23 protein-coding genes are annotated in these 26,675 nt (G+C 41.2%); 8 read left to right on the top strand and 15 right to left on the bottom strand.

Annotation, left to right across the window (positions count from 1 at the left end; all coding sequences use genetic code 11):
• Positions 1 to 149: 149 nt before the first annotated feature.
• From FS458_RS18735 to FS458_RS18755, 5 genes are all read right to left on the bottom strand, one after another.
• The gene (locus FS458_RS18735; RefSeq protein WP_144704371.1) at positions 150 to 1,544 is read right to left on the bottom strand and encodes an AMP-binding protein; all 1,395 of its coding nucleotides are present in this window, start codon (positions 1,542 to 1,544) and stop codon (positions 150 to 152) included.
• Positions 1,537 to 1,785: an acyl carrier protein gene (locus tag FS458_RS18740; protein ID WP_144704374.1), complete on the bottom strand. Its 249-nt coding sequence runs from the start codon at positions 1,783 to 1,785 to the stop codon at positions 1,537 to 1,539. Before FS458_RS18740 ends, FS458_RS18735 begins: the two co-directional genes overlap by 8 nt.
• 624 nt (positions 1,786 to 2,409) lie before the next feature.
• Complete coding sequence (rlmD, locus tag FS458_RS18745) at positions 2,410 to 3,792, bottom strand: 23S rRNA (uracil(1939)-C(5))-methyltransferase RlmD (RefSeq protein WP_144704377.1); 1,383 nt, start codon at positions 3,790 to 3,792, stop codon at positions 2,410 to 2,412.
• 205 nt (positions 3,793 to 3,997) lie between these two features.
• Entirely contained in the window at positions 3,998 to 4,462 is a 465-nt protein-coding gene (locus FS458_RS18750) for a GNAT family N-acetyltransferase (RefSeq protein ID WP_144704379.1), read from the bottom strand.
• Between the two features lie 84 nt (positions 4,463 to 4,546).
• Entirely contained in the window at positions 4,547 to 5,452 is a 906-nt protein-coding gene (locus tag FS458_RS18755; protein ID WP_144704382.1) for a diacylglycerol kinase, read from the bottom strand.
• Positions 5,453 to 5,818: 366 nt separating this feature from the next.
• Here FS458_RS18755 and FS458_RS18760 point away from each other — a divergent pair, with 366 nt between their 5' ends.
• From FS458_RS18760 to FS458_RS18785, 6 genes are all read left to right on the top strand, one after another.
• The gene (locus FS458_RS18760) at positions 5,819 to 6,037 is read left to right on the top strand and encodes a hypothetical protein (RefSeq protein WP_144704385.1); all 219 of its coding nucleotides are present in this window, start codon (positions 5,819 to 5,821) and stop codon (positions 6,035 to 6,037) included.
• Between the two features lie 49 nt (positions 6,038 to 6,086).
• Complete coding sequence (locus FS458_RS18765; protein ID WP_144704388.1) at positions 6,087 to 6,935, top strand: TIM barrel protein; 849 nt, start codon at positions 6,087 to 6,089, stop codon at positions 6,933 to 6,935.
• 170 nt (positions 6,936 to 7,105) lie between these two features.
• Positions 7,106 to 7,924 (top strand): ABC transporter permease subunit, encoded by an 819-nt coding sequence (locus FS458_RS18770; protein ID WP_144704391.1) that lies wholly within the window; start codon positions 7,106 to 7,108, stop codon positions 7,922 to 7,924.
• Entirely contained in the window at positions 7,921 to 8,841 is a 921-nt protein-coding gene (locus FS458_RS18775; protein WP_144704394.1) for a hypothetical protein, read from the top strand. Before FS458_RS18770 ends, FS458_RS18775 begins: the two co-directional genes overlap by 4 nt.
• Positions 8,842 to 8,855: 14 nt before the next feature.
• Entirely contained in the window at positions 8,856 to 9,836 is a 981-nt protein-coding gene (locus FS458_RS18780; RefSeq protein WP_144704397.1) for an ABC transporter ATP-binding protein, read from the top strand.
• On the top strand, positions 9,829 to 10,758 hold the full coding sequence (locus FS458_RS18785; protein WP_144704400.1) for an ABC transporter ATP-binding protein: 930 nt from the start codon (positions 9,829 to 9,831) through the stop codon (positions 10,756 to 10,758). Before FS458_RS18780 ends, FS458_RS18785 begins: the two co-directional genes overlap by 8 nt.
• Before the next feature lie 49 nt (positions 10,759 to 10,807).
• Here FS458_RS18785 and FS458_RS18790 read toward each other — a convergent pair whose 3' ends face one another.
• Positions 10,808 to 11,302 (bottom strand): hypothetical protein, encoded by a 495-nt coding sequence (locus tag FS458_RS18790; RefSeq protein WP_144704403.1) that lies wholly within the window; start codon positions 11,300 to 11,302, stop codon positions 10,808 to 10,810.
• 102 nt (positions 11,303 to 11,404) lie between these two features.
• Here FS458_RS18790 and FS458_RS18795 point away from each other — a divergent pair, with 102 nt between their 5' ends.
• A complete protein-coding gene (locus FS458_RS18795) occupies positions 11,405 to 12,367 on the top strand; it encodes a hypothetical protein (RefSeq protein ID WP_144704406.1) in 963 nt (320 codons plus the stop codon).
• A gap of 73 nt (positions 12,368 to 12,440) precedes the next feature.
• On the opposite strand, the gene FS458_RS18800 is transcribed toward FS458_RS18795, so the two are convergent.
• Entirely contained in the window at positions 12,441 to 15,524 is a 3,084-nt protein-coding gene (locus FS458_RS18800) for an efflux RND transporter permease subunit (RefSeq protein WP_144704408.1), read from the bottom strand.
• A gap of 93 nt (positions 15,525 to 15,617) precedes the next feature.
• Between FS458_RS18800 and FS458_RS18805 the strand changes: the two genes are divergently transcribed.
• Positions 15,618 to 16,451, top strand: a complete 834-nt coding sequence (locus tag FS458_RS18805; protein WP_144704411.1) for a TetR/AcrR family transcriptional regulator — start codon at positions 15,618 to 15,620, stop codon at positions 16,449 to 16,451.
• 301 nt (positions 16,452 to 16,752) lie between these two features.
• On the opposite strand, the gene gatB is transcribed toward FS458_RS18805, so the two are convergent.
• The 8 genes from gatB to ligA form a co-directional block, all read right to left on the bottom strand.
• Positions 16,753 to 18,183 carry an Asp-tRNA(Asn)/Glu-tRNA(Gln) amidotransferase subunit GatB gene (gatB, locus tag FS458_RS18815; protein WP_144704417.1) on the bottom strand — a complete coding sequence of 477 codons (1,431 nt, stop codon included), beginning with the start codon at positions 18,181 to 18,183 and terminating at the stop codon, positions 16,753 to 16,755.
• A gap of 12 nt (positions 18,184 to 18,195) precedes the next feature.
• Positions 18,196 to 19,653, bottom strand: coding sequence for an Asp-tRNA(Asn)/Glu-tRNA(Gln) amidotransferase subunit GatA (gatA, locus tag FS458_RS18820; protein WP_144704420.1), 1,458 nt, complete (start codon positions 19,651 to 19,653; stop codon positions 18,196 to 18,198).
• Positions 19,654 to 19,668: 15 nt separating this feature from the next.
• Positions 19,669 to 19,959 carry an Asp-tRNA(Asn)/Glu-tRNA(Gln) amidotransferase subunit GatC gene (gene gatC / locus FS458_RS18825; protein ID WP_066390841.1) on the bottom strand — a complete coding sequence of 97 codons (291 nt, stop codon included), beginning with the start codon at positions 19,957 to 19,959 and terminating at the stop codon, positions 19,669 to 19,671.
• A gap of 393 nt (positions 19,960 to 20,352) precedes the next feature.
• Positions 20,353 to 20,607 carry a YciI family protein gene (locus FS458_RS18830; RefSeq protein WP_066390840.1) on the bottom strand — a complete coding sequence of 85 codons (255 nt, stop codon included), beginning with the start codon at positions 20,605 to 20,607 and terminating at the stop codon, positions 20,353 to 20,355.
• Positions 20,608 to 20,696: 89 nt separating this feature from the next.
• The gene (locus tag FS458_RS18835; protein WP_144704423.1) at positions 20,697 to 21,053 is read right to left on the bottom strand and encodes a DUF3905 domain-containing protein; all 357 of its coding nucleotides are present in this window, start codon (positions 21,051 to 21,053) and stop codon (positions 20,697 to 20,699) included.
• Positions 21,054 to 21,290: 237 nt separating this feature from the next.
• On the bottom strand, positions 21,291 to 22,838 hold the full coding sequence (pruA, locus tag FS458_RS18840) for an L-glutamate gamma-semialdehyde dehydrogenase (protein WP_137791382.1): 1,548 nt from the start codon (positions 22,836 to 22,838) through the stop codon (positions 21,291 to 21,293).
• A gap of 556 nt (positions 22,839 to 23,394) precedes the next feature.
• The gene (locus FS458_RS18845) at positions 23,395 to 24,606 is read right to left on the bottom strand and encodes a CamS family sex pheromone protein (protein WP_144704426.1); all 1,212 of its coding nucleotides are present in this window, start codon (positions 24,604 to 24,606) and stop codon (positions 23,395 to 23,397) included.
• Between the two features lie 42 nt (positions 24,607 to 24,648).
• Positions 24,649 to 26,655 (bottom strand): NAD-dependent DNA ligase LigA, encoded by a 2,007-nt coding sequence (gene ligA, locus FS458_RS18850; RefSeq protein WP_144704429.1) that lies wholly within the window; start codon positions 26,653 to 26,655, stop codon positions 24,649 to 24,651.
• Positions 26,656 to 26,675 lie beyond the last annotated feature (20 nt).

The raw sequence follows: 26,675 nt of genomic DNA on the forward strand, positions 1-26,675 counted from the left end.
CGAGAAATAAAAGAAACTCAATTGATATAAAAGTCATCCAATCACCTAATAATAAATCAACATATATTTTTTCTAATAAATCGAACTAGAAATCATGCACAAATGGCATTGCAACGCGGTGGTCGGCCTTAGAGATCACCGACTATACATTAGCCAAGTTTAGGAAGGTCTGAATAGAGGATTTTCCCATAATGATTACGTGGGATTTCCTCAATTCTCATAATCTTAAAGCCCTTCAAGTTTAATTTTTCTTTGACTATTTTTTTTATCTGAACATAATCATCTCTTAATGTGTAGATATACATTTGGTCATCACTTCCAGCACAGATACAATCGTGGCCATGCTCATGTAAAAACGCTTCTACATCATCAAGGCCGATGCGGTTTCCGTACACTTTAATCATTCTTTTAATGCGCCCTGATATAAAGAAATACCCATCCTCATCAAAGTAAGCCATATCTCCTGTACGCAAAACACCTTTATTCTCATCTTTTTTCGAAAGATCGAATAACGACTCCGCATACCCTAAGGAAACATTTGGCCCTTTGTATATCAATTCGCCTATCAAATGAGGTGCTGTAATTTTATTTCCCTTGTCATCTTGAAGGATCAGCTCTCCACCAGGAATAGCGATACCAATACTTCCGGCTTTTTCAATGTTTTTTTCATAAGGTAAATAGGTCATCCGCGCTGTCGCCTCCGTTTGACCGTACATGGTAAAAAACTGAATCCCCTTCTGATTAAACACATCAGCAAATTTGCGAGATAGCGTTTCGCTCAATTTGCCACCTGCCTGAGTTAGTTTTTTTAAACTTGGCAGACTAAGCTCTTCAAACTTCATCCTGTCAAGCATCTCATACACAAAAGGAACTCCACCAAAAGTTGTGACTTGCTGTTCCTTACATAATTTCCAAAAATCCTTACTCATGATAGAAGCCCCCGTTACAACGACGGTAGCTCCACATATGAAATGGCTGTTAATAATAGAAAGCCCGTAGGAGTAATTCATTGGTAGTGTAGTGATCGGTTTTTCGTTTTCATGGATATCAAGGTACTTTGCTATTGATACAGCGTTTTCAAAAATATTTTCATAGCTTAAACGAACAAATTTGGGGCTCCCCGTACTTCCAGAGGTTGTTAAGAGGAGAGCAAGATGTTCATGAAGATTATGTTGAAAATGGGTGGGACATTTATATAATGTGTAATCACCATATACAAATGAAGAATCCATTGTCTTTGAAAGATCTTGATTATTACTACTTGCCCAGATGTATGCAGGCTTATAAAGATGAACCAGTCTTCGTAACCGATCTATATGAATGGATGCATCCAAAAGCACGGGGACAACACCACCTCTAATAAAGCCCACGTAGCCAAATAAAGACTCTTTATTATTTGAGCACAAACAAAAAACGAGCGTTCTTTCACCCACATTACCGCAGATGGCATCCGATATTTCTACCATTTCAGAGTAAGAATATTCTCGGTCTGCATATACAGCTGTGCGGTTCCCAAACTGCTCCATTTTTTTGAAGTTATTCATTAATCATGTTCACTCCCGAACGTTCCAATAGCTCAATTCCAGACTGGTAAGAATTGAATTCCGTCATCCATTCTGAATCTAATGAGAGATCAAATGCATCCTCAATCTCACAAATGAGCGCCATATGTGCAATTGAATCCCATTCTGCTGATTCTGCTAATACTAGATTATCAACTACTTCATCTTCCTCTAGTTCCAAAACATTCATAAAGGCATTTCTATATTTTTCGATATTTCTCATCGTTTACACCCTTTCCATAATGACTGTTTCTGCATTTGAGGGAGAAACAGTTTCTATATACCTAACCATTCTCCAGACACTTCGGAGATTATGATTTTCTATCAACACTACAAACTTCAGCATCATTAAAAGAAATAAATGGGAACTTTACAACCAGTACAAACTATTTTTATATTTTATAAAACTCTTATTGATAATAATTATCATTCCCAAGCATGATTCTAGCATATCGCCTTTTCAAAAACAATAACTGGCAAACTGTTAAAATTCGGTATCCCCCACTCTAAATCACTTTTCTCGTCACCAGGTTTTAAAAATATATTTTCAGTAAATCCAAAAGCTTCTTAGCAACTTAAGACGAATTGAAAGAAGAAACGACTCCTACCAACACGGCTAGGGCTATAATTGCAGATTCACTTCAGCCCTAATTGCGTCTCACACTTCATCAGTAGTATGCAAAAGCATCTTCAAAGACATAATCAAAAAAAAGTGAGCCCCCATGAAGGCTCACTCACTGTAATTACCTACTCATTTTCAATTAATCTTGCCATGCCTTGTCCGCACTGCTGACATGTTCCCTTCATCTCTTCGACATCCTTACAATTCGAACAGTCAGCATTAATTTTATGATTCATTAAGCTTGAGCAGCGCAACTGCTTCAACGTGTGTTGTCTGCGGAAACATATCAACCGGCTGTACTTCTACTGTTTTGAATCCACCATCTTCTAATATTCGCAGATCACGTGCGAGTGTGGCTGGATTACAGCTCACATAGACAACACGATTTGGTTTCATTTCAATGATAGTTTTTAATAATTCCTCGTCACAGCCTTTTCGTGGTGGATCGACGACGATCACATCTGGCGTGACGCCTTGCTTCTTCCACTCTGGTATCACGTCTTCTGATTTACCAACAGCAAACTCAGCGTTATGGATATTGTTTAACTCCGCATTGCGGCGCGCGTCTTCAATCGCTTCTGGTACGATTTCTACACCGTACACTTTTTTTGCTTTTTGAGCGAGGAACAGTGAGATCGTCCCGATTCCGCAATACGCATCGATGACCGTCTCATTCCCATTCAGTTCAGCATAATGTAACGCTTGATCATAAAGCACTTTCGTCTGGTCCGGATTGATCTGATAAAACGAACGAGCTGAGATGGCAAACTTGATGTCTCCGATAAAATCATAAATATATTCAGCACCCCAAAGCACACGCGTTTCTTCACCAAAAATCACGTTCGTACGTTTTGAGTTCACATTTTGTACGATCGATTTAATCTCAGGTAGTGCTTCTCGAATATCTTCTACTATCTTCTTACGTTGCGGCAGGTCTTGACCGTTCGTTACGAGTACGATCATCAAATCACCTGTCGTTTTACCGTATCGCGCAATGATATGGCGGAGAACACCTTTATGTTTTTCTTCATTATAGGCACTGATGTTGTACTGATTCACGATTTCTTTCACAGCTTGTACCGCGTCGTCGTTCGTATCCCCCGTGATGATACAGCTGTCCATCTCTACGATCTCATGACTGCGCTTTTGGTAAAAACCTGTAATGATGCGGCCGTTGCGTTCACCAACTGGCACTTGCGCTTTGTTTCGATACCGCCACGGTTCTTCTCCCATGCCAAGTGTCGAGAGTACTGGTACATCATCTATTTTACCGATTCTCGTTAGAACGTCTTCTACTAACTTGCGTTTATACTCCAGCTGTCCTTCATAAGATAGATGCTGCAGCTGACAGCCTCCACACCATTTATAGATGGGACAAGGCGGTTCAACACGTTCAGGGCTCTCTTCGATCAGCTCTTCTAAACGGCCAAAACCGAATCCTTTTTTCACACCAATAACCTTAATCTTCGCACGCTCGCCAGGCAATGTATTCGGCACAAACAAAGTAAACCCATTTACACGAGCAACTCCTGCTCCTTCATGGGTTAAATCCACTATATCTACTTCATAACTCTCATTTTTATGAACAGGCAAATCAGCCTTTGTCATTGTCATCGTCCCTTTTTGTCACTTATGCTTTTCTGATTGTAGCATAACTGTTAGTGGACACCAAATGCTTACATAAAAAAACAGACCACCTGAAGTAGTCGGCAGTAAGGGTTTTTTTTAGACGAAGGTATGCACCCCTGAAATATTTTTAAAGATTTTACATCTTATTATGTTTGAATTTTGTTAGAGGTCAATGATTTAAAAATTAGCATTCGTATTCCATTTTTATAAACTCAAATTTACTACCGTTTGTAGCTTGCATGAAAGTCTTAATTTCTTTAAAACCTATTTTTCTATAAACTTTTATTGCTCTTTGATTAAATGTCGCTACAGATAATGTTAACTTTTTTGGTTTAAATTCCGTCCTCACAAACTCTATCCCTGATTTCAGAAATTTGAAACCCACACCTTTACCAGTTAAGTCCGGTCTTACTCCTAAACCAATATCATATATATGATCATCTACTTTATTAACACTAAAAAAACCGATTAGTTCATTATTAGTTAAGACTGAATACACAGAGTTACCTCTCTTTTCTTGGTTAATAAATTCTTCCAAATCTTCTTGATCTGACTCCATATCATAAAATGAATACTCTCCATCATAGTGCCATTGAAACGCAATCTCCTCTGCTTGTTCTTGAGTCATAACCTTATATAGATAAGTCATTAATATCCCCCGTTAACTCATTCTTTTTATATAAAAAAAGAACACTCAGCAAATTTGCTTAAAGTGCTCTTTGACATGATTGGTTTATGGTTTAAGTCGCTCTTTTGGTACAAGCAATTCAAAATGATGGTGTAAGTTTTCGAACTCACCTGGCAGGATTCCGCCAAGCTCCCCATCTAAGTTGATTTGCATCTTTTCACGAGGCGTTACTTTTACACGCTTTGCCTTCTTATAGATCACGTGATCATCATGGATGTGTTCCCCACGGATCGCAAGAGAGGCAATACGAACAAATTCTGCAAGGTTTGTTTTCTTTAAGATGATTACGTCAAAAAGACCGTCATGAAACTCCGATGATGGAGCAAGCTTCTCAAAGCCTCCAACAGAATTTGTGTTAGCAACTAGGAAGAGCATGATTTCGCCTTCGTATTTTTCTTTATCATCGAATTCAATCTCAACAAATGTTGGACGAATCGATGGCAGCATCTCGATTCCTTTTAGGAAATAAGCCAGCTGTCCGATCATCGTCTTCAGCTTGCTTGGCACTTCATACGTTAGCTCTGTTATACGACCGCCACCTGCGATGTTGATGAAGAACCTGTCGTTTACTTTACCGATATCAACAGGCATATGTACACCACCGCATAGAACGTCGCAAGCTCCTTCAATCGTACGCGGCACACCTACTGCACGTGCAAAATCATTCGTTGTTCCCGCTGGAATAATTCCTAGCATTGGGCGATCTTCAAGTCCTGCTAATCCATTGACAACTTCATAGATCGTTCCATCTCCACCGGCTGCGATAACGAGGTCGAAGCCTCTTTCTCCTGCTGCACGTGCAGCGCGAGTCGCGCAACCTTCTTCAGGTGTTGTTGCATGACAAGACGTTTCATAACCTGCATTTTCAAGTCTGTCTAGAATATAAGGAAGCTGTTTTTTTACCGTTTCTCTTCCCGAACTTGGATTATATATTAGTCGAGCTCGTTTCATATCTTTCACCTTCATTGTTTGACTTCTTTTAAAAGTTTTAACCTAAATTTGTTTGTTGTATAACTGCAAAAAACAGCCCACTGCCGGACTGCTTCTGTCGATTCCTCTTATATTATAGTGATACCTGTCTTAAAATGCAAAGCAGTTATCTGCCAGTATGTGTTAAAATTGTGTCCAAATTGTAGGGGGTCTGTCCCGGGGTCTGACCCCGGGACAGACCCTAAAGGATTTCTTTACCATTTTATAGAATTATACATTTAATGCAGCTTTGGGCATGAACAAGCTTCATCTCTTTCTTGATTCGCATATATAAGGAATAACAACATACGGTAACGAGTAACATCACTACTTTTAGGAGGTGCTTCTATGTTTTGGCTATACATTTTAGGACCTATTGCCGCGGTGACTTTACTAGCTGCAATCGTAAACTGGAGAACAAGGCTAAAGTACAGAAGGTATAACTACAAATACGAGCTTGAAGAGCATGTTAGTGATCAGAACAAGATCAATAATGCAGCAGCCTGGAACGCATCCCAACATAATCACCACTCTGGCGGTGGCAGCGGTGGTGGTGGCGGATTTTAAAAGACAGGATCTCTTCTCCTGTCTTTTTTCATTTTATTAGGAGGTTAAGATGACACATACAATCGGGATTTCTGGTAGTACCATCATGTCTGATGAAACAAAATTCAACGATCTGTTTCGAGCTCATGAACAGATTACACATATTGAGATTGGAGAGTTTGAAAATGAAGATGCCTTTCAAAGGTTTCTAACACTTCTAAAGAAAAGCAACAAAACCTTTGGCATCCACTCTCCCATCTATAGAAACGGAAGTAAATATGATTTGTTAGAGAAGTTTCAATATGCACCTGAACAAGCATGGACACTGTTCGAAAAGGAAATTCAGCGTCTCGTTAAGTTAGGCGCTCAGTATATCCTTGTTCATTTTCCTTATTTTCAAGGAAGTGCTTGTAATCCGGATACCTTAATTGAGCAGGGTCTGAAAAGATTGTCCGAACTGCAGCTAACATACAACTTGCCCATTGTCTGCGAACCAAAGCTTGGATTGGATCAATCACCAAAGGGAATCGAATACCTTAATGCCTTTCCTATCACATTATGGGAAAAATACGGACTAAAGCTGTGCATGGATATAGGTGATTACCTATTGGCTGCTGATGAACAAGCTCTAAGTATGATTCAGAAATGGAAAGATTACATAAAAGTTGTACATCTTCATAACATCGAGTTTATTGATGATAAATACTTATGGGTCCCTATCCATCCATCACATGAAGATGACGGAAAACATTATTCCATTAATGAGATTCTTTATGTTTTATCAGGATACCGTGACCTTATTTGGGTGCTCGAACACACCCCTCACTCAAATCCTTCTCAAACATTTATTCAAGAAGGAATCAACTGGTTGGCAGATGACGTATTAAAAATTAAAAATAATCTTTCTAAAAAATACTGAATTTATTTTAGTATTTTTTTATTTTCATAACTATTAAAATCTATTACCTTGTCCGAACAAAGCAGGGTTGGAAATTTCATACAGAATGTTATACCAAAGACATATCAATTAGTTTACAATTATTACATACAGATTATTCTGTCAACTATCGTTACAAAAGAGGTGTATATATGAACTTTTCATTTACGAGTTATCTGAAGAGGCTTCGATCGATCTTGATCGGCGTTTTGATTATCAGCTTTCTTCCTTCTATCTTTTTTGGTATCGCACCACTACAAAGCATGAAGCTTTGGGAGTACACCATCGAGAATCGAAAATATAGTCTTTTCCCAGATATTTTTGATAAGTTTTTTTACTCGATGACTATTTTCTTTACAGCACTACTCCTAGGTCTCCTAGTAGCATTATTGCTGACTTTCTTAGCAACACTGCTGCCAAGACCATTAAAACGCGCCGTCTATGGATTTTTAACACTATTAGAATCATTACCAGACCTTTTTATCGTTATCGCGCTACAAGTTTCAGCAGTATATATTTTTAAGAAGACTGGATTATTAATCGCGAACGTTTCTGGTGTCTACGACAACCGCATCTATTTTTTTCCGATTCTAACACTATCTGTCCTGCCAACGATTCAACTCTTTAAGATTACCTTTCTACTAATGAAAGAAGAACAAAACAAACCATACATAACCGTAGCACGAGCGATGGGACTCGGAAACCTCTACATCACGCTCAATCACGTGTTCCGTAATATCATGACCAGTCTCTTTCAATATTCCAAGACCATCTTTGTTTTTATGCTTTCGAACTTATTCATTTTAGAATACGTCTTTAACTTGAACGGAATCATGACCATCATGCTGAACACGCAAGGTGTTTCATTTATCATAACGGTCTTGTTTATCGCGATTCCTTTCTCCTTTCTGTTCGAGGTTATGGAATCATACCGCGGAGGCATAAACGTCCAAAAGGAGGATGCAGCATGATCGTTCGATTGCTTAGACAGCCGCAGTTCTTAATAGGATTTCTATTTATTGCGAGTTTAATTTTATTAAGCTTTATTTATCCATCTCTCATGGATGTTCAAAAGGAATCTAAGTTTTTATATGACGAGAATGAGGTCATCGTTGGGGTAGCTCCATTCTCACCAAAAGATATGCCTCCATTTGGAACGGATATGAACGGAAAGCACTTGTTGTATCTTGTTCTAGAAGGCGCAAAGTATACGATCCTCATCACGTTAGTCATTGCATTTCTTAGAATTTTCTTTGCCCTTTTCTTTTCCTTGTTTCATAGAAAATCGAAGAGTACATTCTTTGACGATATCGTACAAGCTACCCTCTATATTCCAACAGCTATCTTAGCTTATATGTTCATGGTTCCGCTCTTTGTTAAAGACGCTACTGAACCGATGGGCATGATGACTCTTATTATGTTGCAATGCTTGATACTCGTTGGTATCGGTGTCCCGCCATTGGTATCAACCTTTTCTGAAGAGATCCGCTCAATCCTAGCAAAAGATTATATCGTCAGTACTTTTTCATTAGGATCGAAAAAGCCGTATGTTTATTACAAACATGTCCTGCCTGAACTAAGCTCAAAACTTCTGCTTTTATTTGCTCAGCAAGCTATTCAAACATTAATTCTGTTAGCGCACTTAGGTGTTCTTGCCGTTTTTATCGGTGGATCTAAAACAGTAATGATGGGTGATATCTTTAACTTAACGCCCGCTACCATATCATTAAGCGGTGAATGGGCCGGAATCATCGGCCAGTCGTATCAGAAGCTCTTAACGGCTCCATGGATTATTTTAGTACCGCTATCATTCTTTGCTTTTACGATTTTCTCGATCAATCTCATGATACAAGGTATACAGAACAGCCTCAAATCCAACAAATCATAAGTGAGGTGTGAAACATGTCTAGCAGGCTTTTAGAAATAAACAATCTAAACATAGCGTTCGGCAGTGGGAAAAACGTGTTTAACGCGGTTACCGATATAAGTCTCTCCGTTAGTACTGGACAGACTGCCGCTCTTATCGGCGAATCGGGTTCTGGGAAAAGTATCACTTCCCTATCTGTCCTGAAACTTCTACCAGCTAACGGACGAGCAGAATCAGGCTCTATTCGTTTTGACGATAAAGAAATTTTGCAGATGACAGAAAAAGAGATGCAAAAAATAAGAGGCAACGAGATCTCCATGATTTTTCAAGACGCGATCGCCTCACTGAATCCAGCTATGAAGGTAGGTGTTCAGATTACAGAAGGCTTGAAATATCATAAACAGATGCCGAAATCAGAGCTCATAACAGTTGCCCTCACGCTCCTTGAACAAGTAGGTTTCCATAATCCTGCACACATTTATGAGCAATATCCCTCTCAGCTATCAGGAGGCATGAAGCAACGTATCTTAATCGCAATGGCCATCTCCTGTAAACCTAAACTGATTATCGCGGATGAACCAACAACCGCGTTAGACGTAACGATTCAAAGGCAAGTATTGGACTTGATTGCTGATTATAAAATACGTGAAGACGCTTCTGTTTTAATGATCACACATGATTTTGGCGTTGTAGCAGAATATGCTGACTGGGTGTATGTGATGTTCGGAGGACGAATAGTAGAATCAGGAGATGTGTTTACGATCTTTAATAATCCGATCCACCCTTATACAAAAGGCTTGATCGGCTGCATCCCAAGTTTAGAGAGCGATGGCGAGCGGTTAAAGAGTGTTTACGATTATTCGTTTGAAGAAGCGGGATACAAGGGAAGAAAATTCGCACCAGAGACGTATTCTATGGAAAGCAAAGTCTATCATGCTCCGTCCTCTCTTATAGAAGTGGAACCAGGTCATTATGTTCGTCTTTTTGATGAGAGCGAGGTGACGATCGTTGGATAAACATTTAATAAGCATCCAAAACCTTTCAAAGTACTTTGTGACGAAAACAGGGACCCATAAAGCAATCGATGGAATCACACTCGATATTTTTAAAGGCGAAACGTTAGGAATCGTTGGGGAATCTGGATCTGGTAAGACGACCCTCGGACGAACGATCATGCGATTGTATGAACCAGAGCACGGAAACATTACGTTTGATGGTCTGGACATCACACATATGCCTGAAAAAAAGTTGCGGCCGTACCGCAAAGAATTTCAGATGATCTTTCAAAATCCTTATGAGTCACTCAGCCCTCGTTTAACGATCGGGGAAATTTTAGAAGAACCGCTTGTTATTCAGAAAATGTTAAGTAAAGAAGAGCGTACGAAGAAAGCTTACAATCTTTTAGAAAAAGTAGGATTACCGAAGACTTCTTATCTTAAAAAGATCCACGAATTCTCCGGTGGACAGCGTCAGAGGATAGGAATCGCTCGCGCATTGATGCTAGATCCTAAGTTTATTATTGCAGATGAACCTGTCTCGGCCCTCGATGTATCTGTTCAAGCGCAAGTGTTGAATCTATTAAAAGATCTTCAGTCCGAACTAGACCTAACCTGTTTGTTCATCTCACATGACCTTGGCGTGGTTCATTATATGAGTGACCGTGTAGCCGTCATGTACCTGGGCCATCTGATTGAATTAGCCCCAAAAGATGAATTGTATCGAAATCCGATCCATCCTTATACGAAATCTCTTTTATCATCCATTCCGATCGCAGACCCTGAGCGTCGGAATGCATACAGAGAACCTATTATTCTGCCTGAGAAACCGCTCTATCCACCGCAGTTGATTCATGTTGGTAACGAGCATTACGTATCTGCGAACATGATCAATATTAAAGAGTTTGAGATTGAGGATAATAGAAACCTCATTCGTAATTAAGCAAATGAAAGAGACTGCCCTCTAAGCAGTCTCTTTTAAAGTCAAATAATTATTTTCGCAACATCACAAACATACTCACACTCATCGCACCTATAGTAAAAATAGACGCAATGATTACCCCGATCCATGCCATGAATAGGTCGTCTCCTAGATAAGCGGGTTCAAGCGTTGCATAATACCAAAAAATCCACCCTAAGAAAAAGAGGAAAAAAGAGTTCCCAACGAACGCCATCTTCACTTTATCCTTCCTCGATCCCCTCCACACTTCAGAAAAAATTACCCACGTAAAAAGACTAAGCGGTATGCACATCATTAGCCCTGCGATGGCGCCATAAGGGAGAAAAAAGAGAATAACAAAAGCTAGTGCGAATAATGCTGTATTCGCCGCAAATAGCATTATACCTGTTTGCCAATAGTTTGTACTTAAAGAACGAATCTTCAATTTATGGGTAATGTTCCTTACTATACCGACAGAGGCAATATCCCTTTGCTTTGTTAAGAGGATTAACGTAAAAACAATTCCAGCTAACAATAAAACCGTCAAAAAAACACCCACTTTTTTACAATAAATTCATCTTATATTATCATTAAAGTGGAGAAATAGAATATAGCTATTTGGTAGGAGACGTAGAAGGAGGCGCCATCGATGTTTGAACTATTTTTATTATTTTTTGCTATTGCCGTAATTGCTCCCCTTGTTATTAAATACACGACTAAACCGAATTATCAAAAGGTGGCAGAAAAAACTGAACTTCCACCGAACTTGGGGATTCGTGAAGATTTACATTTACAAAAAAGTGTAAGAAACATGGAGAAAGCTCTCCCTCGTGAGTTCAAAGAAAAAATAAAGCGCAGATATCTTTCAGAACACCCGAAGGCAACAGAAGCCTACTTTGAGGTTGTATATTATGAGCTTCAACGCTTCTTTATCATGTGTTCACTTTTAAATAATGTTCCCATGTTCAGTAAAAAGGTGGATGACATCTGGCACGAGATGCTGATGTATACGAAGGAGTATGAAAAGTTCTCTACTGAGCTTTGTGGTGAACCCATTCATCATGCTCCGAATGATGTTGTAGAACCCGATCCACATGGAAGAGCTTGGTTTGATTTTTTGTACGCAAAACTTTTTACGTTTACTGATTTTACACATATCGCTTGGGGTAGTTTCTTTCAAAATCCTCTTCACTACGGATTTTTACAGGAGCTAAACGCACTATCTATTGAAGAGTTAAGTAAAAAATACTTTAGAGAAACAGCAAACAAAGAAACCGTTACTGCTCTGCTCATAAAAATTAAAGGAGATATAAAGCGTGTATCCCATGATAAAAATCCTTATAAAGGATTAAAGGTTTCACCTCATTCCATAGATAGTGCACCGATCTTAGCTGGTGCGATGCTTTATTATTCCTATAATCATTATGAAGACTATGATATGCACATGGCAAAATTAAGTCCCGCTTCTAACTATTACTCAGGCAACACAACCGCCTGCGGAAGTGGGTGTGGCAACCATCGTGACGACAATGGCGGACATGACAGCAGCTGCAGCAGCGATAGCGGGAGCAGCTGTGGAAGCAGTTGCGGTAGTGGATGCGGAAGTAGTTAAAGCCTAGCATTACACTCTAAATAAAAGCAAAAGCCCTGCAAGTGACTCAACATCACTTAGCAGGGCTTTCTTCTTAATTCTCTTCTACTTCTTTACGATTCTTTTTAAAGATTTTGGAGAGCACTTCATACACGATCGGCACGATGATAAGTGTCAATAGTGTAGAACTTGCTAAGCCGCCGATTACGGTAACACCAAGACCTTTAGAGATCAGCCCGCCACCACCTGAGCCGACTGCCAACGGAATCAATGCTCCAATTGTAGCGATAGCTGTCATCAGGATCGGACGAAGACGTGTTGCTCCTGCTTCTAGGATCGCATCACGCATACTCATTCCTTCGCGTTCCATGTGAATGATTCGGTCTACGAGTACGATGGCATTCGTTACAACGATACCGATCAACATCAACAGCCCCATCATTACGGATACAGAGATGGTCTCATCTGCGATCAATAGACCGACAAATGAACCAATCACAGCAAATGGAAGTGAGAACAGGATCGCAAACGGTGCGACACCTTCACGGAAGGTTACGACAAGTATGAAATACACGATCGCGATTGCCGCAAGCATTGCCGCTCCAAGCTGTGTAAAGGTTTCGTTCATATCAGCCTGAACACCCGCCACTCCAACTGTAACTCCTTTTGGCATATCCAGTTTATCGATGTCTTTTTGGACTTCCGAAGTTGCTTTGGACATATCATCGCCAATTGCCTTACCAGACACGGTAGCATAATACTCCCCTTTACTTCGGGCAAGGGTATTAAGTGTTGTTCCTTTTTCAACCGTAACGAGCTCAGATAACGGCATTGTCGTGCCTAGAGCTGTTGGTACCTGTCTTGCTAAAATATCATCTACGGACTTAGGTTGTTTCGTTTGCTCCTGCTGAACGATAACGTCTAGTGTATCTCCGTCTTTTTCGATCGTCGTTAAGACATCATCCGCTTTCATGGGATTGAGCATCATCACGATCTGACCTGTTGTTAGTCCATATTTTAGAATCTCATTCTGATCGACGTTAAACGTATGCTCGACGAACGCATCCTTCGCGCTCGAAGTAACATCCTCTAACTGATCGTTCTTCTTCATGGCTTCTTCTGCCATCTTCACCGCTTTATTGAGTTTATTCAGATCTTCACTGTAGAACGTATAGCTGACTTCGTTTTCCGCTCCTGTTGAGGCAGCGAAGTTCTGACTCTTCCATTCGCCTGATTGACCAAGGTCAGCGACATAGTCTTCTATTTCATCTCGCACTTCTGGGAAGTTCTCCATTTCTGGATCAAAGATGAGGTACATGAGTGCCCCGCCTTCTCCTCCACCGGCCATAGCCATCATGGGATCTGCGTTATCTGAAACAGAGATTTGAACGATATCGATATAATCACGTTTTAGCATCTTTTCTTCTAATGCTTCTACGTTTTTCAATGTTTCTTCTTTAAGCTCCCCGGCTTTTGGTGTGTATGTTAAATACATAACTTTGTCTTCTTCACTGCCCATGAAGCTGAAACCGATAATAGGAGTTAAAGCTAAACTACCTGCAAGTAAAAGGACTGCCAAGATAGAAGTGATAATTTTATGATTAAGAGATTTATTAAGAATCCCTTTATACCATTTTGCTAATTTACCAGTTTCTTTATGGCTGCTTTCTGTCTTTTCGCTATACAGCTTCTTTTTAAACAAAAAGTGTGATAATGCTGGAACGATTGTTATGGCAACAATGAGAGATGCCCCAAGCGCAAATGTCATCGTTAACGCGAAAGGCGCGAACAGTTCGCCTACCATACCACCCACAAAGATAAGCGGAGCGAACACCGCAACCGTTACGAGTGTGGAAGAAAGGATCGGCTTGAACATCTCAATCGTTGCTTCTCTTATTAACGCACGTCCGTTTAATTTTTCTTCTTTCAAATGCAGACGTCGATAAATATTTTCTACGACAACGATAGAGTCATCGATTACACGACCGATCGCAACCGTAATTGCTCCTAGTGTCATGATGTTCAACGTGATATCCATCCAGTTAAGCACCAATAACGCCATGAAGATTGAAACTGGGATAGAGATGATTGAAATGATCGTCGATTTAAAATCACGAAGGAATAACAGAATGATCAGTACGGCAATCAATCCGCCAAACAATGCTTTTTCAATCATGGTTGCTACTGAATCTTCAATCGGTTTTCCTTGGTCGAGTGACACATCAATAACAAGACCATCTACTTTTGATTTTTCTTCTTTAATCAGTTCTTTTACACCATTCACGACATCAACGGTGTTGGCTTGCTGCTCTTTCACGATTTGAATGGCGATCGCTTCATCTCCGTTTGTTCGAGAAACGGATTCCACTTTACCTACCGTTTTAATATCCGCGATCTCACTAAGCTTTACAAACGGCGTTGGGTTTGTCGCAGATGGTGTTACCGGAATCATCATGTTCTTCAGTTCATCCGAAGTCATGAACTTTCCATCAACGGCAACTGCTTCTTCACCTTTTTCAAACTCATACAGTCCTAATGAAACGGCCATGTTGCTTGCTTGAATCATTTCTTTCACTTTATCTTCTGTTAGATCATACTGTTTCAGCTTATCTTTTTTATATGTAAGATCTACTTCTTCGATATGCTGACCCGTAATCTTAGCGGATGCCACACCATCAATTTTCTCGATCTTAGGAAGTATAATCTCTTCTACCGTTGATGTTAATTCAACGATATCCTCTTTCGTGCTACTTACACTTAGTGCAGCAACTGGCATCATGTTCATGCTGATAGCTGTCACAGTCGGCTCCTCAGCCGTTTCTGGCAATTCAACTGCATCCAGTGCAGATTGAAGCTCACGCTTTGCCTCGTCCATGTCTATTCCGTATTCGTACTCCACTTGGAGATTAGACATGTTTGAATAAGAATTCGAATAAACGGCTTTAACGTCTTCAAGCCCTTCTACCGCTTTCTCGATCGGCATCGAAATATCTTCCATTACTTTCTCTGGAGTAGCTCCAGGATAAACGTCCATCACCATCAAGTATGGAATTGAAACATCAGGAATCGTTTCCATATTCATGCGTGTTCCTGAATAAATACCTGAGACTGTTATAATAATGGTAAGCAGCCATACAGCTAATTTATTCATTAAGACAAAATTAACTAAACCTTTCATTCATCCACCAACCCCTAATTGACTTATCCAACTCAATTACTTATACTAATGACTGATTGGTCATTTGTCAATGAATTACTTAGGAGCGATACAATGAGTAAGAAACAATTAATCATGGAAAGTGCCTTAGAACTTTTTGCACAGCAAGGGTTTGACGCCACATCTGTACAACAGATCACAGAACATGCCGGCATCTCAAAAGGTGCATTCTATTTATCTTTTAAATCAAAAGACGAACTGATCAACGGTCTGATAGACCACTTTATGCTGAGTCTCATCTCAGATATTGACCAAGTAGTCAAAAATCACGAAACAGATGCTAATCTTTTATACGAATTCTACCAAGCTGCGTTTCATTCATTTCAAAAGCATTCTGATTTCGCCAAGATCTTTATTAAAGAACAATCCAAAACCTTGAACGAAGAGCTTATCTCAAAGATCCATCAATACGATAAACTCATCGATAACATCATTCTAGGTATGTTAGACCGCATATATGGGGAAGAAATCTCACAGACTCGTTATGATTTAATTTATTGTGTGAAGGGCTTTATTCATACGTATTCACACCTGATCCTGTTCTTTGACGTTCCACTGGATCTTCATACATTGAGTCGCTCACTTGCAGAGAAAACAGCACTGCTCGCCAAGCATTCAGAAACAACATTTATCACAGAAGAGCTTTACCATACGATAAATGAGCCTTTTCATGTTCATGTAACAAAAGAACAACTGTTAGAAATGGTAGAACAAAAGATAGAGGAAGTGGATGATTCAACGCTAGAAGAATCATTAACCCTTCTGAAACAGCAGATGATTGAACCAAGTCTCAGTCCTGCAATTGTAAAAGGGTTGATCTTAAACCTGAATAATTCTCCAGCATGTAAGCAGATTGCTTTTTTGATTCAGGGTTGTTTGGGAGTATAGTTTTGAAAGTGTTGATCTCCGCTCCGGGATGCTCGCTTTCCGGGGGGTGTGCGGTGAGCCTCTTAGCGCTCTGCGCTATTAAGAGTCTCACCTGTCCCACTGATCCCCCAGGAGTCTCGCACCCTCCTCTACAATCAACATGTCAAAGATGAAAATGAAATACAGTAATTCCAAAGTAGATTTGTTTTAGAACTGCACTGCATTACGATACCCCACCGTCTGAACTACGCACTCCAAAAAACAAGAAAAGGGTAAAGCAACCACATTTAAACTTGGTCGCCTTACCCTTTAATTACAATTCTTATCTCTTTTTAAGTTCTTCCACAATCAGCTTGTTCACAAGTGGAGGGTTTGCTTTCCCTTTTGTTTCTTTCATCACTTGCCCAACAAGGAATCCGACTGCTTTTTCTTTTCCGTCTTTATAATCCGCAACAGATTGCTCGTTCGCATCAAGAATCTTCACGACGATTTCGCGGATTGCTCCTTCGTCTGAGATCTGCACGAGACCTTTTTCTTTTACGATTTTCTCTGCGTCGCCACCGTTCTCGATCAACTCTTTGAAGACCGTCTTCGCGATCTTGTTAGAGATCGTTCCGTCTGCGATCAGCTTGATCATGCCAGCAAGACCTTCAGCTGTTAGAGCCGTTTGGTCTAGCTCTTTATTTTCGTTGTTTAAGTACGCACTCACTTCACCCATGATCCAGTTGGAAGCTTGCTTCGCATCTGCACCAGCTGTAATTGTTGCTTCAAAGAAATCAGCCATCTCTTTTGTCATCGTTAACACTTTCGCATCATATTCAGGTAACCCGAAGTCACCCACATAACGCTTTTGACGAGCATCCGGAAGTTCTGGAATGTCTGATTTCACACGATCCATCCACTCTTCATCAATAAAAATGGATACGAGGTCAGGCTCTGGGAAGTAACGATAGTCGTCAGATCCTTCTTTTACACGCATCAGGATTGTCGTTTTCGTCGCTTCGTCATATCGCCGAGTCTCTTGAAGAATCTCTCCTCCAGCTGAAACCACTTCACGTTGACGCTTCTCTTCATGCTCTAACCCTTTTTGTACGAAAGCAAACGAGTTTAAGTTCTTAAGCTCTGCTTTTGTTCCAAACTTCTCTTGACCTACCGGACGAATTGAGATGTTAGCGTCACAGCGCAATGAACCTTCTTCCATCTTACAGTCAGATACACCTGTATATTGAATGATCGCTTTAAGCTTTTCTAAATACGCATAAGCTTCTTCTGGCGTACGAATATCTGGCTCGGATACGATTTCAACAAGAGGCGTTCCTTGACGGTTTAAATCGACAAGTGATCCGTCTGCCGTATGCGTCAGCTTACCTGCATCCTCTTCCATATGGATACGCGTGATGCCGATTTTCTTTTTGTTTCCGCCCACTTCTATCTCGATCCAGCCGTGTTCACCGATCGGCTTATCAAATTGTGACACCTGATAGGCTTTCGGGTTGTCTGGATAAAAGTAGTTCTTGCGGTCAAATTTTGTTTCTCTATTAATTTCGCATTTAAGCGCAAGTGCTGCACGCATCGCAAAATCTACAGCTTGATGGTTCACAACAGGTAACACGCCAGGATGTCCTAAGCAGATCGGACACACATTCGTGTTTGGCGGTGCACCAAAGTTTGTAGAACAGCCGCAGAAAATCTTAGTGTTCGTTTTTAATTCAACGTGTACTTCTAATCCAATTATTGTTTCAAATTCGCTCATTTTCTGCACCCCCTACAGCTTCGGCTTTTCTGTGTGATGATCTGTTGCTTGTTCAAACGCATGTGCTACGCGATAAATCGTGCTCTCATCAAAATGCTTACCGATGATCTGAAGTCCGATCGGCAGTCCATCTGAGAATCCACAAGGTACAGAGATCGCAGGCACACCCGCTAAGTTAACCGGAATCGTTAAGATATCGTTCATGTACATCGTTAATGGATCTTTCGTCATAGATCCACATTTAAACGATGCAGATGGCGTTGTCGGTCCGATGATTACATCGTATTTTTCAAAAATGTTCGTAAAGTCTTCTTTAATCAGCGTACGAACTTTTTGTGCTTTTTTATAATAAGCATCATAGTATCCAGAGCTTAACGCGAACGTTCCAAGCATGATGCGGCGTTTTACTTCCTCACCAAACCCTTCGCTTCTAGACTGCTTGTACATCTCGATCAAGTTCTCGCTGTTATCTGAACGCAGTCCGTAACGAACGCCATCAAAGCGTGAAAGGTTAGCAGATGCTTCAGATGATGACAGCAAGTAGTATGTTGCAAGGGCATAACGAGAGTGCGGCAGAGACACTTCCTCCCATGTTGCTCCAAGTCCTTCAAGTATTTTTAGAGCTTCCATCACGCGCTCTTTTACGCCAGGTTCTACACCTTCACCTAGGTATTCTTTTGGAACCGCAATCTTAAGTCCTTTTACATCACCAGTAAAAGAAGCCAAGTAATCTGGGATGTCCACTTTTGCAGAAGTAGAATCCATCGGGTCGTTTCCTGCAATGGCTTGCAGTAGGTATGCATTGTCTTCAACGTTACGCGTTACAGGACCGATTTGATCCAGTGAAGACGCGAACGCGACTAAGCCGTAACGAGAAACCAGTCCGTACGTCGGCTTTAATCCAACAACCCCACAGAACGCAGCAGGCTGACGGATCGAGCCACCTGTATCAGAGCCTAGTGAGAAAAGAACTTCTCCCGCTGATACGGATGCCGCAGATGCACCGGATGAACCTCCTGGTACACAAGAAAGGTCCCATGGGTTGTTTGTTGGGTGGAATCCGGAGTTCTCGTTTGATGAGCCCATCGCAAATTCATCCATGTTCAATTTTCCGATCGTGATTGTGTCCGCTTGATTCAAGCGTTCCACAACGGTCGCATCATAGATCGGTTCAAAGTTTTCTAAAATGCGAGACGCACAAGTTGTACGGATCCCTTTAGTTACGATGTTATCCTTTATTCCGATCGGCATACCAAAGAGCAGTCCTCTGTCAGCACCGGAAACGAGCTTCTCATCTAATTGTTTAGCCTTAATGCGGCTATATTCTTCATTAAGGGTTAAAAACGCCTTTACTTTACCATCTACTTGATGAATGCGGTCAAACGTCGCATCCACAATGTCAGTTACACTCAATTCTTTTGTATGTAATAACTGATGAAGTTCTGAGATCTTTTTATCTAAAATCGACATACGTGGTCTTTCCTCCTACTCCAAAATGTTCGGAACTTTAAACTGGCCATCTCTTTCTGAAGGCGCATTTTTCATCGCCTCATCAACTGATACAGAATTTCTCACTTCGTCTTTGCGAAGGATATTCTTCAGTTCCAGAACGTGTGTAGTCGGCTCCACGTTATCTGTATCGAGTTCGTTCAGTTCTTCAGCAAACCCGATGATCTTATCTAATTGTTCAGTCAGCAATTCGGCTTCTTCCTCCGTAACCGCTAACCTGGCTAAATGCGCCACGTGCTTCACTTGATCTTTCGAAATTCGAGACAAGCATGCCACCTCCAAGACTTTCTATACGAAAAGTATTATTCTGATGATAACAAAAAGCTTGCTGTATAAGCAACTTGAGGACGGAACATTCACGAAATTGAGTTATTTTTGTGGGGTTTCCGCGGGATTGTGGGTTTTTTTGCGGGATGTGAGCCCGTTTTACGGTACGTGTTTTTATATTTATTACGCGTTCACCTGTAAATGGGTTGTTTTCACCTGTAATAACTGTGTTTCCACCGGTATATGAGTTGTGAACACCGCTGTGAAGCGTGTGACCACCTGAAGTTGGACCGCTATCACCTGAAGCCCTCACTTACACCACATAAATAGCCCTCAAAATAGAAAAAAGAATCTACTTTTACATAGATTCTTCCGTCATTGATACTAAATGCTTTAGATTCCCCACTCATGAAGCTCTAAACGGCGCACGCCTTCTTTTACGTAAGGATCTTCTTCTGCTAATTGTTTCGCTTCATCTAATGATTCAGCTTTATAAACGACCATACCGCCTGCTCCGTCTAAGAATGGTCCTTTCAGATGAACTTTATCTTGTGCCACAAGCTCTGCTAGGTAATCTAGGTGAGCCTGACGGAACTCTTGATTGAGCTCTGGTTTTTCCATATGTAAAATTGCTGCGAAATATGCCATGTTTGTTACCTCCCTCATCTTTACTCTCATCTTACTATAGTCAGCTCTAAGCATAAAAGAAAAACATCCGGTGAGGAAAACCAGATGTCTTAATCTTTTCCGTAGCTCGAGTCTTTCGTTGGATGGCGAAGCATACCCTCTTTCGGCGGTGCTTTCTTTTCGATCAGGTCGCGGTTTATATTTGTGTTCCAGCCGATATCGTTCGTCGGATGCACCCACTCTTCTCCTGCCATCACTTCTGGATCTGTGTCTGTGCTCCAGTTGTTCAGTGGCGAATTCTTTGAATCGTAAAAACTATCTCCGATCACGACACCATGCTCGTTTATAAACGGTGCTTCCATCTTCATCCCTGTACCTTTAAAATCAGGAGAACTGATCTGGTGAGGCAGCGTTTCATCCAGATCGACTTCAGGAACACTCTTCTGTTGCTTTTTATCTTTTGACATCTTCACACCTGCTTCCATATCGTTATACGATTAACTTCTCCTGAAGCCGCGTGTACAATCCATTTTTTTGTTTGCAAGATTGTGTGAAGACTTATAAACCTTTTTGAGGACTTATAAAAAAATTTGAAGACTTATAAAATTTTTTCAAGACTTATAAATTCTGATGAAGACTTATAAATGAAAATTACCACAGAAAAAAACCCTTTCTCAGGCGAGAAAGGGCACAGTTTTTAATAATTAAAGTGTTTCTGAAGTTGTTTTTGCTTGCATGTGAAGTGTTAGGTAGTCTGGGCCACCCGCTTTTGAGTCAGTTCCAGACATGTTGAATCCGCCGAACGGCTGGTATCCAACGATTGCACCTGTACATCCACGGTTGATGTAGAAGTTACCTACGTGGAACTCTTCACGTGCGCGCTCGATGTGCTCACGGTTGTTAGAAAGAAGTGCACCTGTTAGACCGTACTCCGTGTTGTTTGCAATTTCCATCATGTGATCGAAGTCACGTGCTTTACATACTGCTACAACTGGTCCGAAGATTTCTTCTTGCATCAAGCGAGCTTTTTCATCTACATCAGCAAAGATTGTAGGCTGGATGAAGTATCCTTTAGAGTCGTCGCCTTCTCCACCAGTCATCAGACGGCCTTCTTCTTTTCCGATTTCGATGTATTTCATGATTTTGTTGAAAGAAGCTTGGTCAATTACTGGCCCCATGTATGTGCCAACTTCTTCTGGATTACCCATCGTTAAAGTTTTAGTAAGAGCTACTGCTTTTTCTAAAACTTCGTCGTAAACGTCTTGGTGGATAACCGCACGAGATCCAGCAGAACATTTTTGTCCAGAGAATCCGAACGCAGAGTAAACGATTGAGCTAGCTGCTAATTCAAGATCAGCATCACGGTCAACAACAACTGTGTCTTTTCCGCCCATTTCAGCGATTACACGCTTTAGCCAGATTTGGCCAGGGTGTACTTTTGCTGCGCGCTCATAAATACGGCAACCAACCTCACGCGAACCTGTGAATGATACGAAGCGAGTTTTCGGGTGATCTACTAGGTAGTCACCGATCTCCGCACCGCTACCAGGAACGAAGTTAAGAACGCCTGCAGGAAGTCCTGCTTCTTCCATCACTTGAACGAACATTGCTGCAATAATTGGCGTTGAGTTCGCAGGTTTCAACAATACTGTGTTACCTGTAACGAACGCCGCTGCTGCAGTACCTGCCATGATCGCAAACGGGAAGTTGAATGGAGAGATAACGATACCTACTCCAAGTGGAATATAGCTAAATTTATTAATTTCGCCTTCACGGCTTACAACTGGTTGTCCAGCTTTAAGCTTGATCGCTTGGCGTGCATAGTATTCTAAAAAGTCGATTGCTTCAGCTGTATCAGCGTCAGCTTCTTTCCATGGCTTACCTGCTTCTTTTGTAAGCATAGCGGAGAATTCATATTTACGGCGGCGGATGATCGCTGCTGCACGGAACAAGATGTTCGCTCGGTGTTCAGGATCCCACTTTTTCCAAGATTCAAATGCTGTTAATGCAGCTTGCATCGCTTGTTCAGCGTGATCTTGAGTCGCTTTGGAAACAGATCCAATCACTTCTTCTTTGTTAGCTGGATTTATAGAAACAATTTTTTCGTCTGTCGTGATCTTTTCACTGCCGATAACAAGCGGAAACTCTGTACCAAGCTTTGAGTTAATTACCTTTAACCCTGCTTCGTAAGCTTCCTTGTTTGCAGGAACTGAAAAATCCATAAATGGTTCATGACGGTATTCACGTGTCATAATAAATTCCCCTCCTATTAAAGCGTTTTCATTATTCGGTTTCCCACGTTCATTCTACATGAACATAACGGTTTGTTCAAACAAACTGATAATAGTCAGAATTCTTTATTTTCAAGGGATATCGTGCATTTTTGTATCTTTTTTCTTTGTAGTGAATGAATAGTAAAGTTTTACGTGATTTTTTTAGAAGATTTAAGAGTGAAACGAATAAATATGAGTTTTAGCCGCTGTTAAGCATATTTTTCCAAGAGAGTCTTTGAAAGTGGTTCACTTTTGTTCAATATAGTTCCGTTTTGTATTGCACAGAGCTGTCTTCAGGTGGTCCCGGTGCAATTTCAGGTGGTCAAATGCGTGTTAGCAGTCCTCACAACCACTTTTCAGGTGAAAACGAAGCATTTTAAGGTTGAAACAGCCAACTTAGCGGTGAACGTGTAACAAACATAAAAACACGTACCGTAAAATCGCCAACCGTAGTGCGGACTGCATCCCCAGGTACTTCTCACCTTGCACAACAAAAACCCACTAACCATAACAGTAGTGGGCTTTCAAAACATCCTTATTTACGATAAATATGCACGAACGGTTCTTCCTGTGTTGTTTCATCTTTCACGATAAGCGCCTCTGGCTGATCAACGGCTGAACCGATGTATACTTCTACTGGCACATTCGGCAACTCTCCTAGTGCGGATGTTGCTACGAACTGGGTAAAGGAGATGATTTCTGCTTTACCGCGGAACTGAACCGGAATCTCAATCGTTAATCGCTCAAGGTTACCGTCTTTATAGTACCCTTTCCCGATTACGCCGATATAGTTAGGGAAATATTCCTGTACCTTTGATTTAAAAGTCGTGAACTTTTCGTAGTCACTTCTCTTCTTTTTTGATGCTGCGTCAGATGGGAACAGCACATAATCTTCATCTACGTCTTCCCATGAACTTACTGAGTTGCTTCCTTTTTTCACAACGCCTGAAGCGAAGAAGTTTCCTGGTGTTACAGAATCACGTTCTTCTTCTTGATAAAGAGCAAATACGATCGGCACATCTTTAAGCTTTGAATCTGTGCGCAAACGGCTTGCCACTTGTCCAGCTATTTTCTGTGCTTCTTGTTTCACTTTTTCACGCTCAAGCTTAACTTCACCAGGGTAGATCAAGCCTTGTTGGTTAACGTCATAATAGTACGTGGAGTTAAAGGATAACCCGACTACCACACCGCCAAGCTTTACTTTCCCATCACCGCTTTGAACAAGATAGTTATGTTCTAATACATAAGAAAGATACTTAGGGTTGTTCTTGTTTGCTTCTAGCATCTTATTTTTGTATTCGGGATCACCTTCGTCTACTTTTGCACCGAGCTTAGGGTTCAATCCTGTTTGATCAAGCTTGCTCTTGCTTTTTCCTGGTTCTTCATCTGCTCTTTTCAGCCAGTTCGTAACCGTTGGCTCATTTAAGATCTGTCCTTCTTGGAAAAAGTACTTGTCGGTACTGAATGTGTCTTGAGCGATGCGCATTAAGCCCATCTCGAACTCGTTGATATCAAGCCGGTTATCAACGCCATAACGGATTACACCACGGGCACCACCTGGTTCGAACGGAAAAATACTTCGGTAGTACTTTTCACCAGTGTTAATCTCCCCTGTTATAATCGCTTTCTCATCTTTTTTGCCCTTTTCTTGCACGATCTTTTCTTCTTTTTCCAGCTCGTCGCCACCCCAGCAGCCGGTCAAAAGCAGTAAAGTACTTAAGAAAAGGAGCCCAACCCGTTTCATCATCACGGACACTCCTCTAGTATTGTTGGTTAGCTCTCGCCAATCTTATTTGTTAAGCTCGTCCACCAATTTCTGCTCATCCCAAACCTCAATACCAAGGGTCTTCGCTTTATCAAGCTTAGATCCGGCATCTTCTCCTGCGATCAGCATATCTGTATTCTTACTCACGCTTCCAGTCACTTTCGCTCCTAAGCGCTCCAATTTTTCTTTTGCATCATTACGAGTTAGAATGGATAGTTTTCCTGTTAACACTACCGTTTTTCCTGCAAACGGCGTATCCAGATCTTCAACTTTTACAAGCTTCGGACCTTTGTATTCCATGTTCATGCCAAGAGTCTTCAGCTCAGCGACAAGCTCGTGCACTTCTGGCTTTGAAAAATAAAGAAGAATCGAGTCTGCCATCTTTTCACCAATCTCTTCAACAGCTAATAACTCGTCTTTAGAAGCACTCATCAAACCATCCATCGATTCAAAACGCTGTGCGATCGTTTTTGCCGCTTTCGCTCCGACATGGCGAATGCCAAGCCCAAACAGAAGACGCTCTAAAGAATTTTCTTTCGACTTTTCGATCGCTGCAAGCAAATTATCTACCGACTTCTCACCCATACGCTCTAATTCTAACAGTTTCTCACGCTCTAGCTTAAACAAATCGGCAAAGTTTTGAATTAATTTTTCTTTAAATAACTGTGCGACTACTTTTTCACCAAGTCCATCAATGTTCATGGCGTTTCGAGATACAAAGTGGATGAACCCTTCTCGAATCTGTGCCGGGCATTGCGGATTCAAACAGCGCAGTGCTACTTCTCCTTCTAAACGCTCTAGCTTGCTGTCGCACTCTGGGCATTCGGTCGGCATATTAAAATCGATCTCATCACCAGTTCGGCGCTCCGTAATCACATTCACGACTTCTGGAATGATGTCACCGGCTTTTTTTACCACAACATAATCGCCGAGCTTGATGTCTTTTTCGCGGATCAAGTCTTCATTATGTAACGAAGCACGCTTTACCGTCGTTCCCGCGACTAAAACAGGCTGCAGCAGCGCAGTGGGAGTGACAACACCCGTACGTCCTACGTTCAACTCGATGCCTTCTAGTTTTGTTACTACTTCTTCAGCAGGGAACTTGTACGCAATCGCCCAACGCGGGTTCTTCGCAGTAAATCCTAGTTCCTCTTGCTGATACAGAGAGTTCACCTTGATTACGATCCCATCGATCTCATATGGAAGGTCTGGTCGCTTCTCCTGCCAGCTGTTCACATATTCAATCACTTCTTCGATGTTCGCGCACTTCTTCCACTCTGGATTCGTTTTAAAACCTAAGTGGTTTAAGTACGTTAAGCTTTCGTCATGCGAATCGACCGAATGACCTTCAAGCTTTCCTACACCATAAAGAAATATATCAAGGTTACGGCTCGCCGCGATCTTTGGATCGAGCTGACGTAAAGAACCCGCTGCTGCATTCCGTGGATTTGCAAACAGCTCTTGTCCTTCTTCTTCTCGATGTGCGTTCAGCTTTTGGAAAGATTTTTTCGGCATGAACGCCTCGCCTCGTACTTCGAGCATCACATCTTCTTTTAACTTAAATGGAATAGAACGTATCGTTTTTAAATTATTCGTTATATCCTCACCAATTGTGCCGTCTCCGCGTGTAGCTCCACGAACGAAACGACCATCTTGATACGTGAGGGATACGGCTAGACCGTCAATCTTGAGTTCGGCAACATATGATACGTTCGAACCTACCCCATCTCTCACACGGCGGTCAAAATCTCGCAGATCTTGATCATTGAAGGCATTGCCGAGACTTAGCATCGGTACGGTATGTTCCACTTTTTCAAAAAAGTCCAAAACAGCACCGCCTACACGTGAGGTAGGCGAGTGCTCGTCATGAAGTTCTGGATGATTGTTTTCAAGTTCGATCAGCTCTTTCATAAGCTGATCATATTCAGCATCAGGTACAGACGGCTTGTCTAGTACGTGATATTCATAATTATATTTTTCTAGCATTTCCCGGAGTTCCAGGATGCGTTCCTTGGCTTGTTCTTCGTTCAACCCGTTCCACTCCTTCTTTT

The sequence above is a fragment of the Fictibacillus phosphorivorans genome (assembly GCF_007673525.1).
Taxonomy (GTDB): domain Bacteria; phylum Bacillota; class Bacilli; order Bacillales; family Fictibacillaceae; genus Fictibacillus; species Fictibacillus phosphorivorans_C.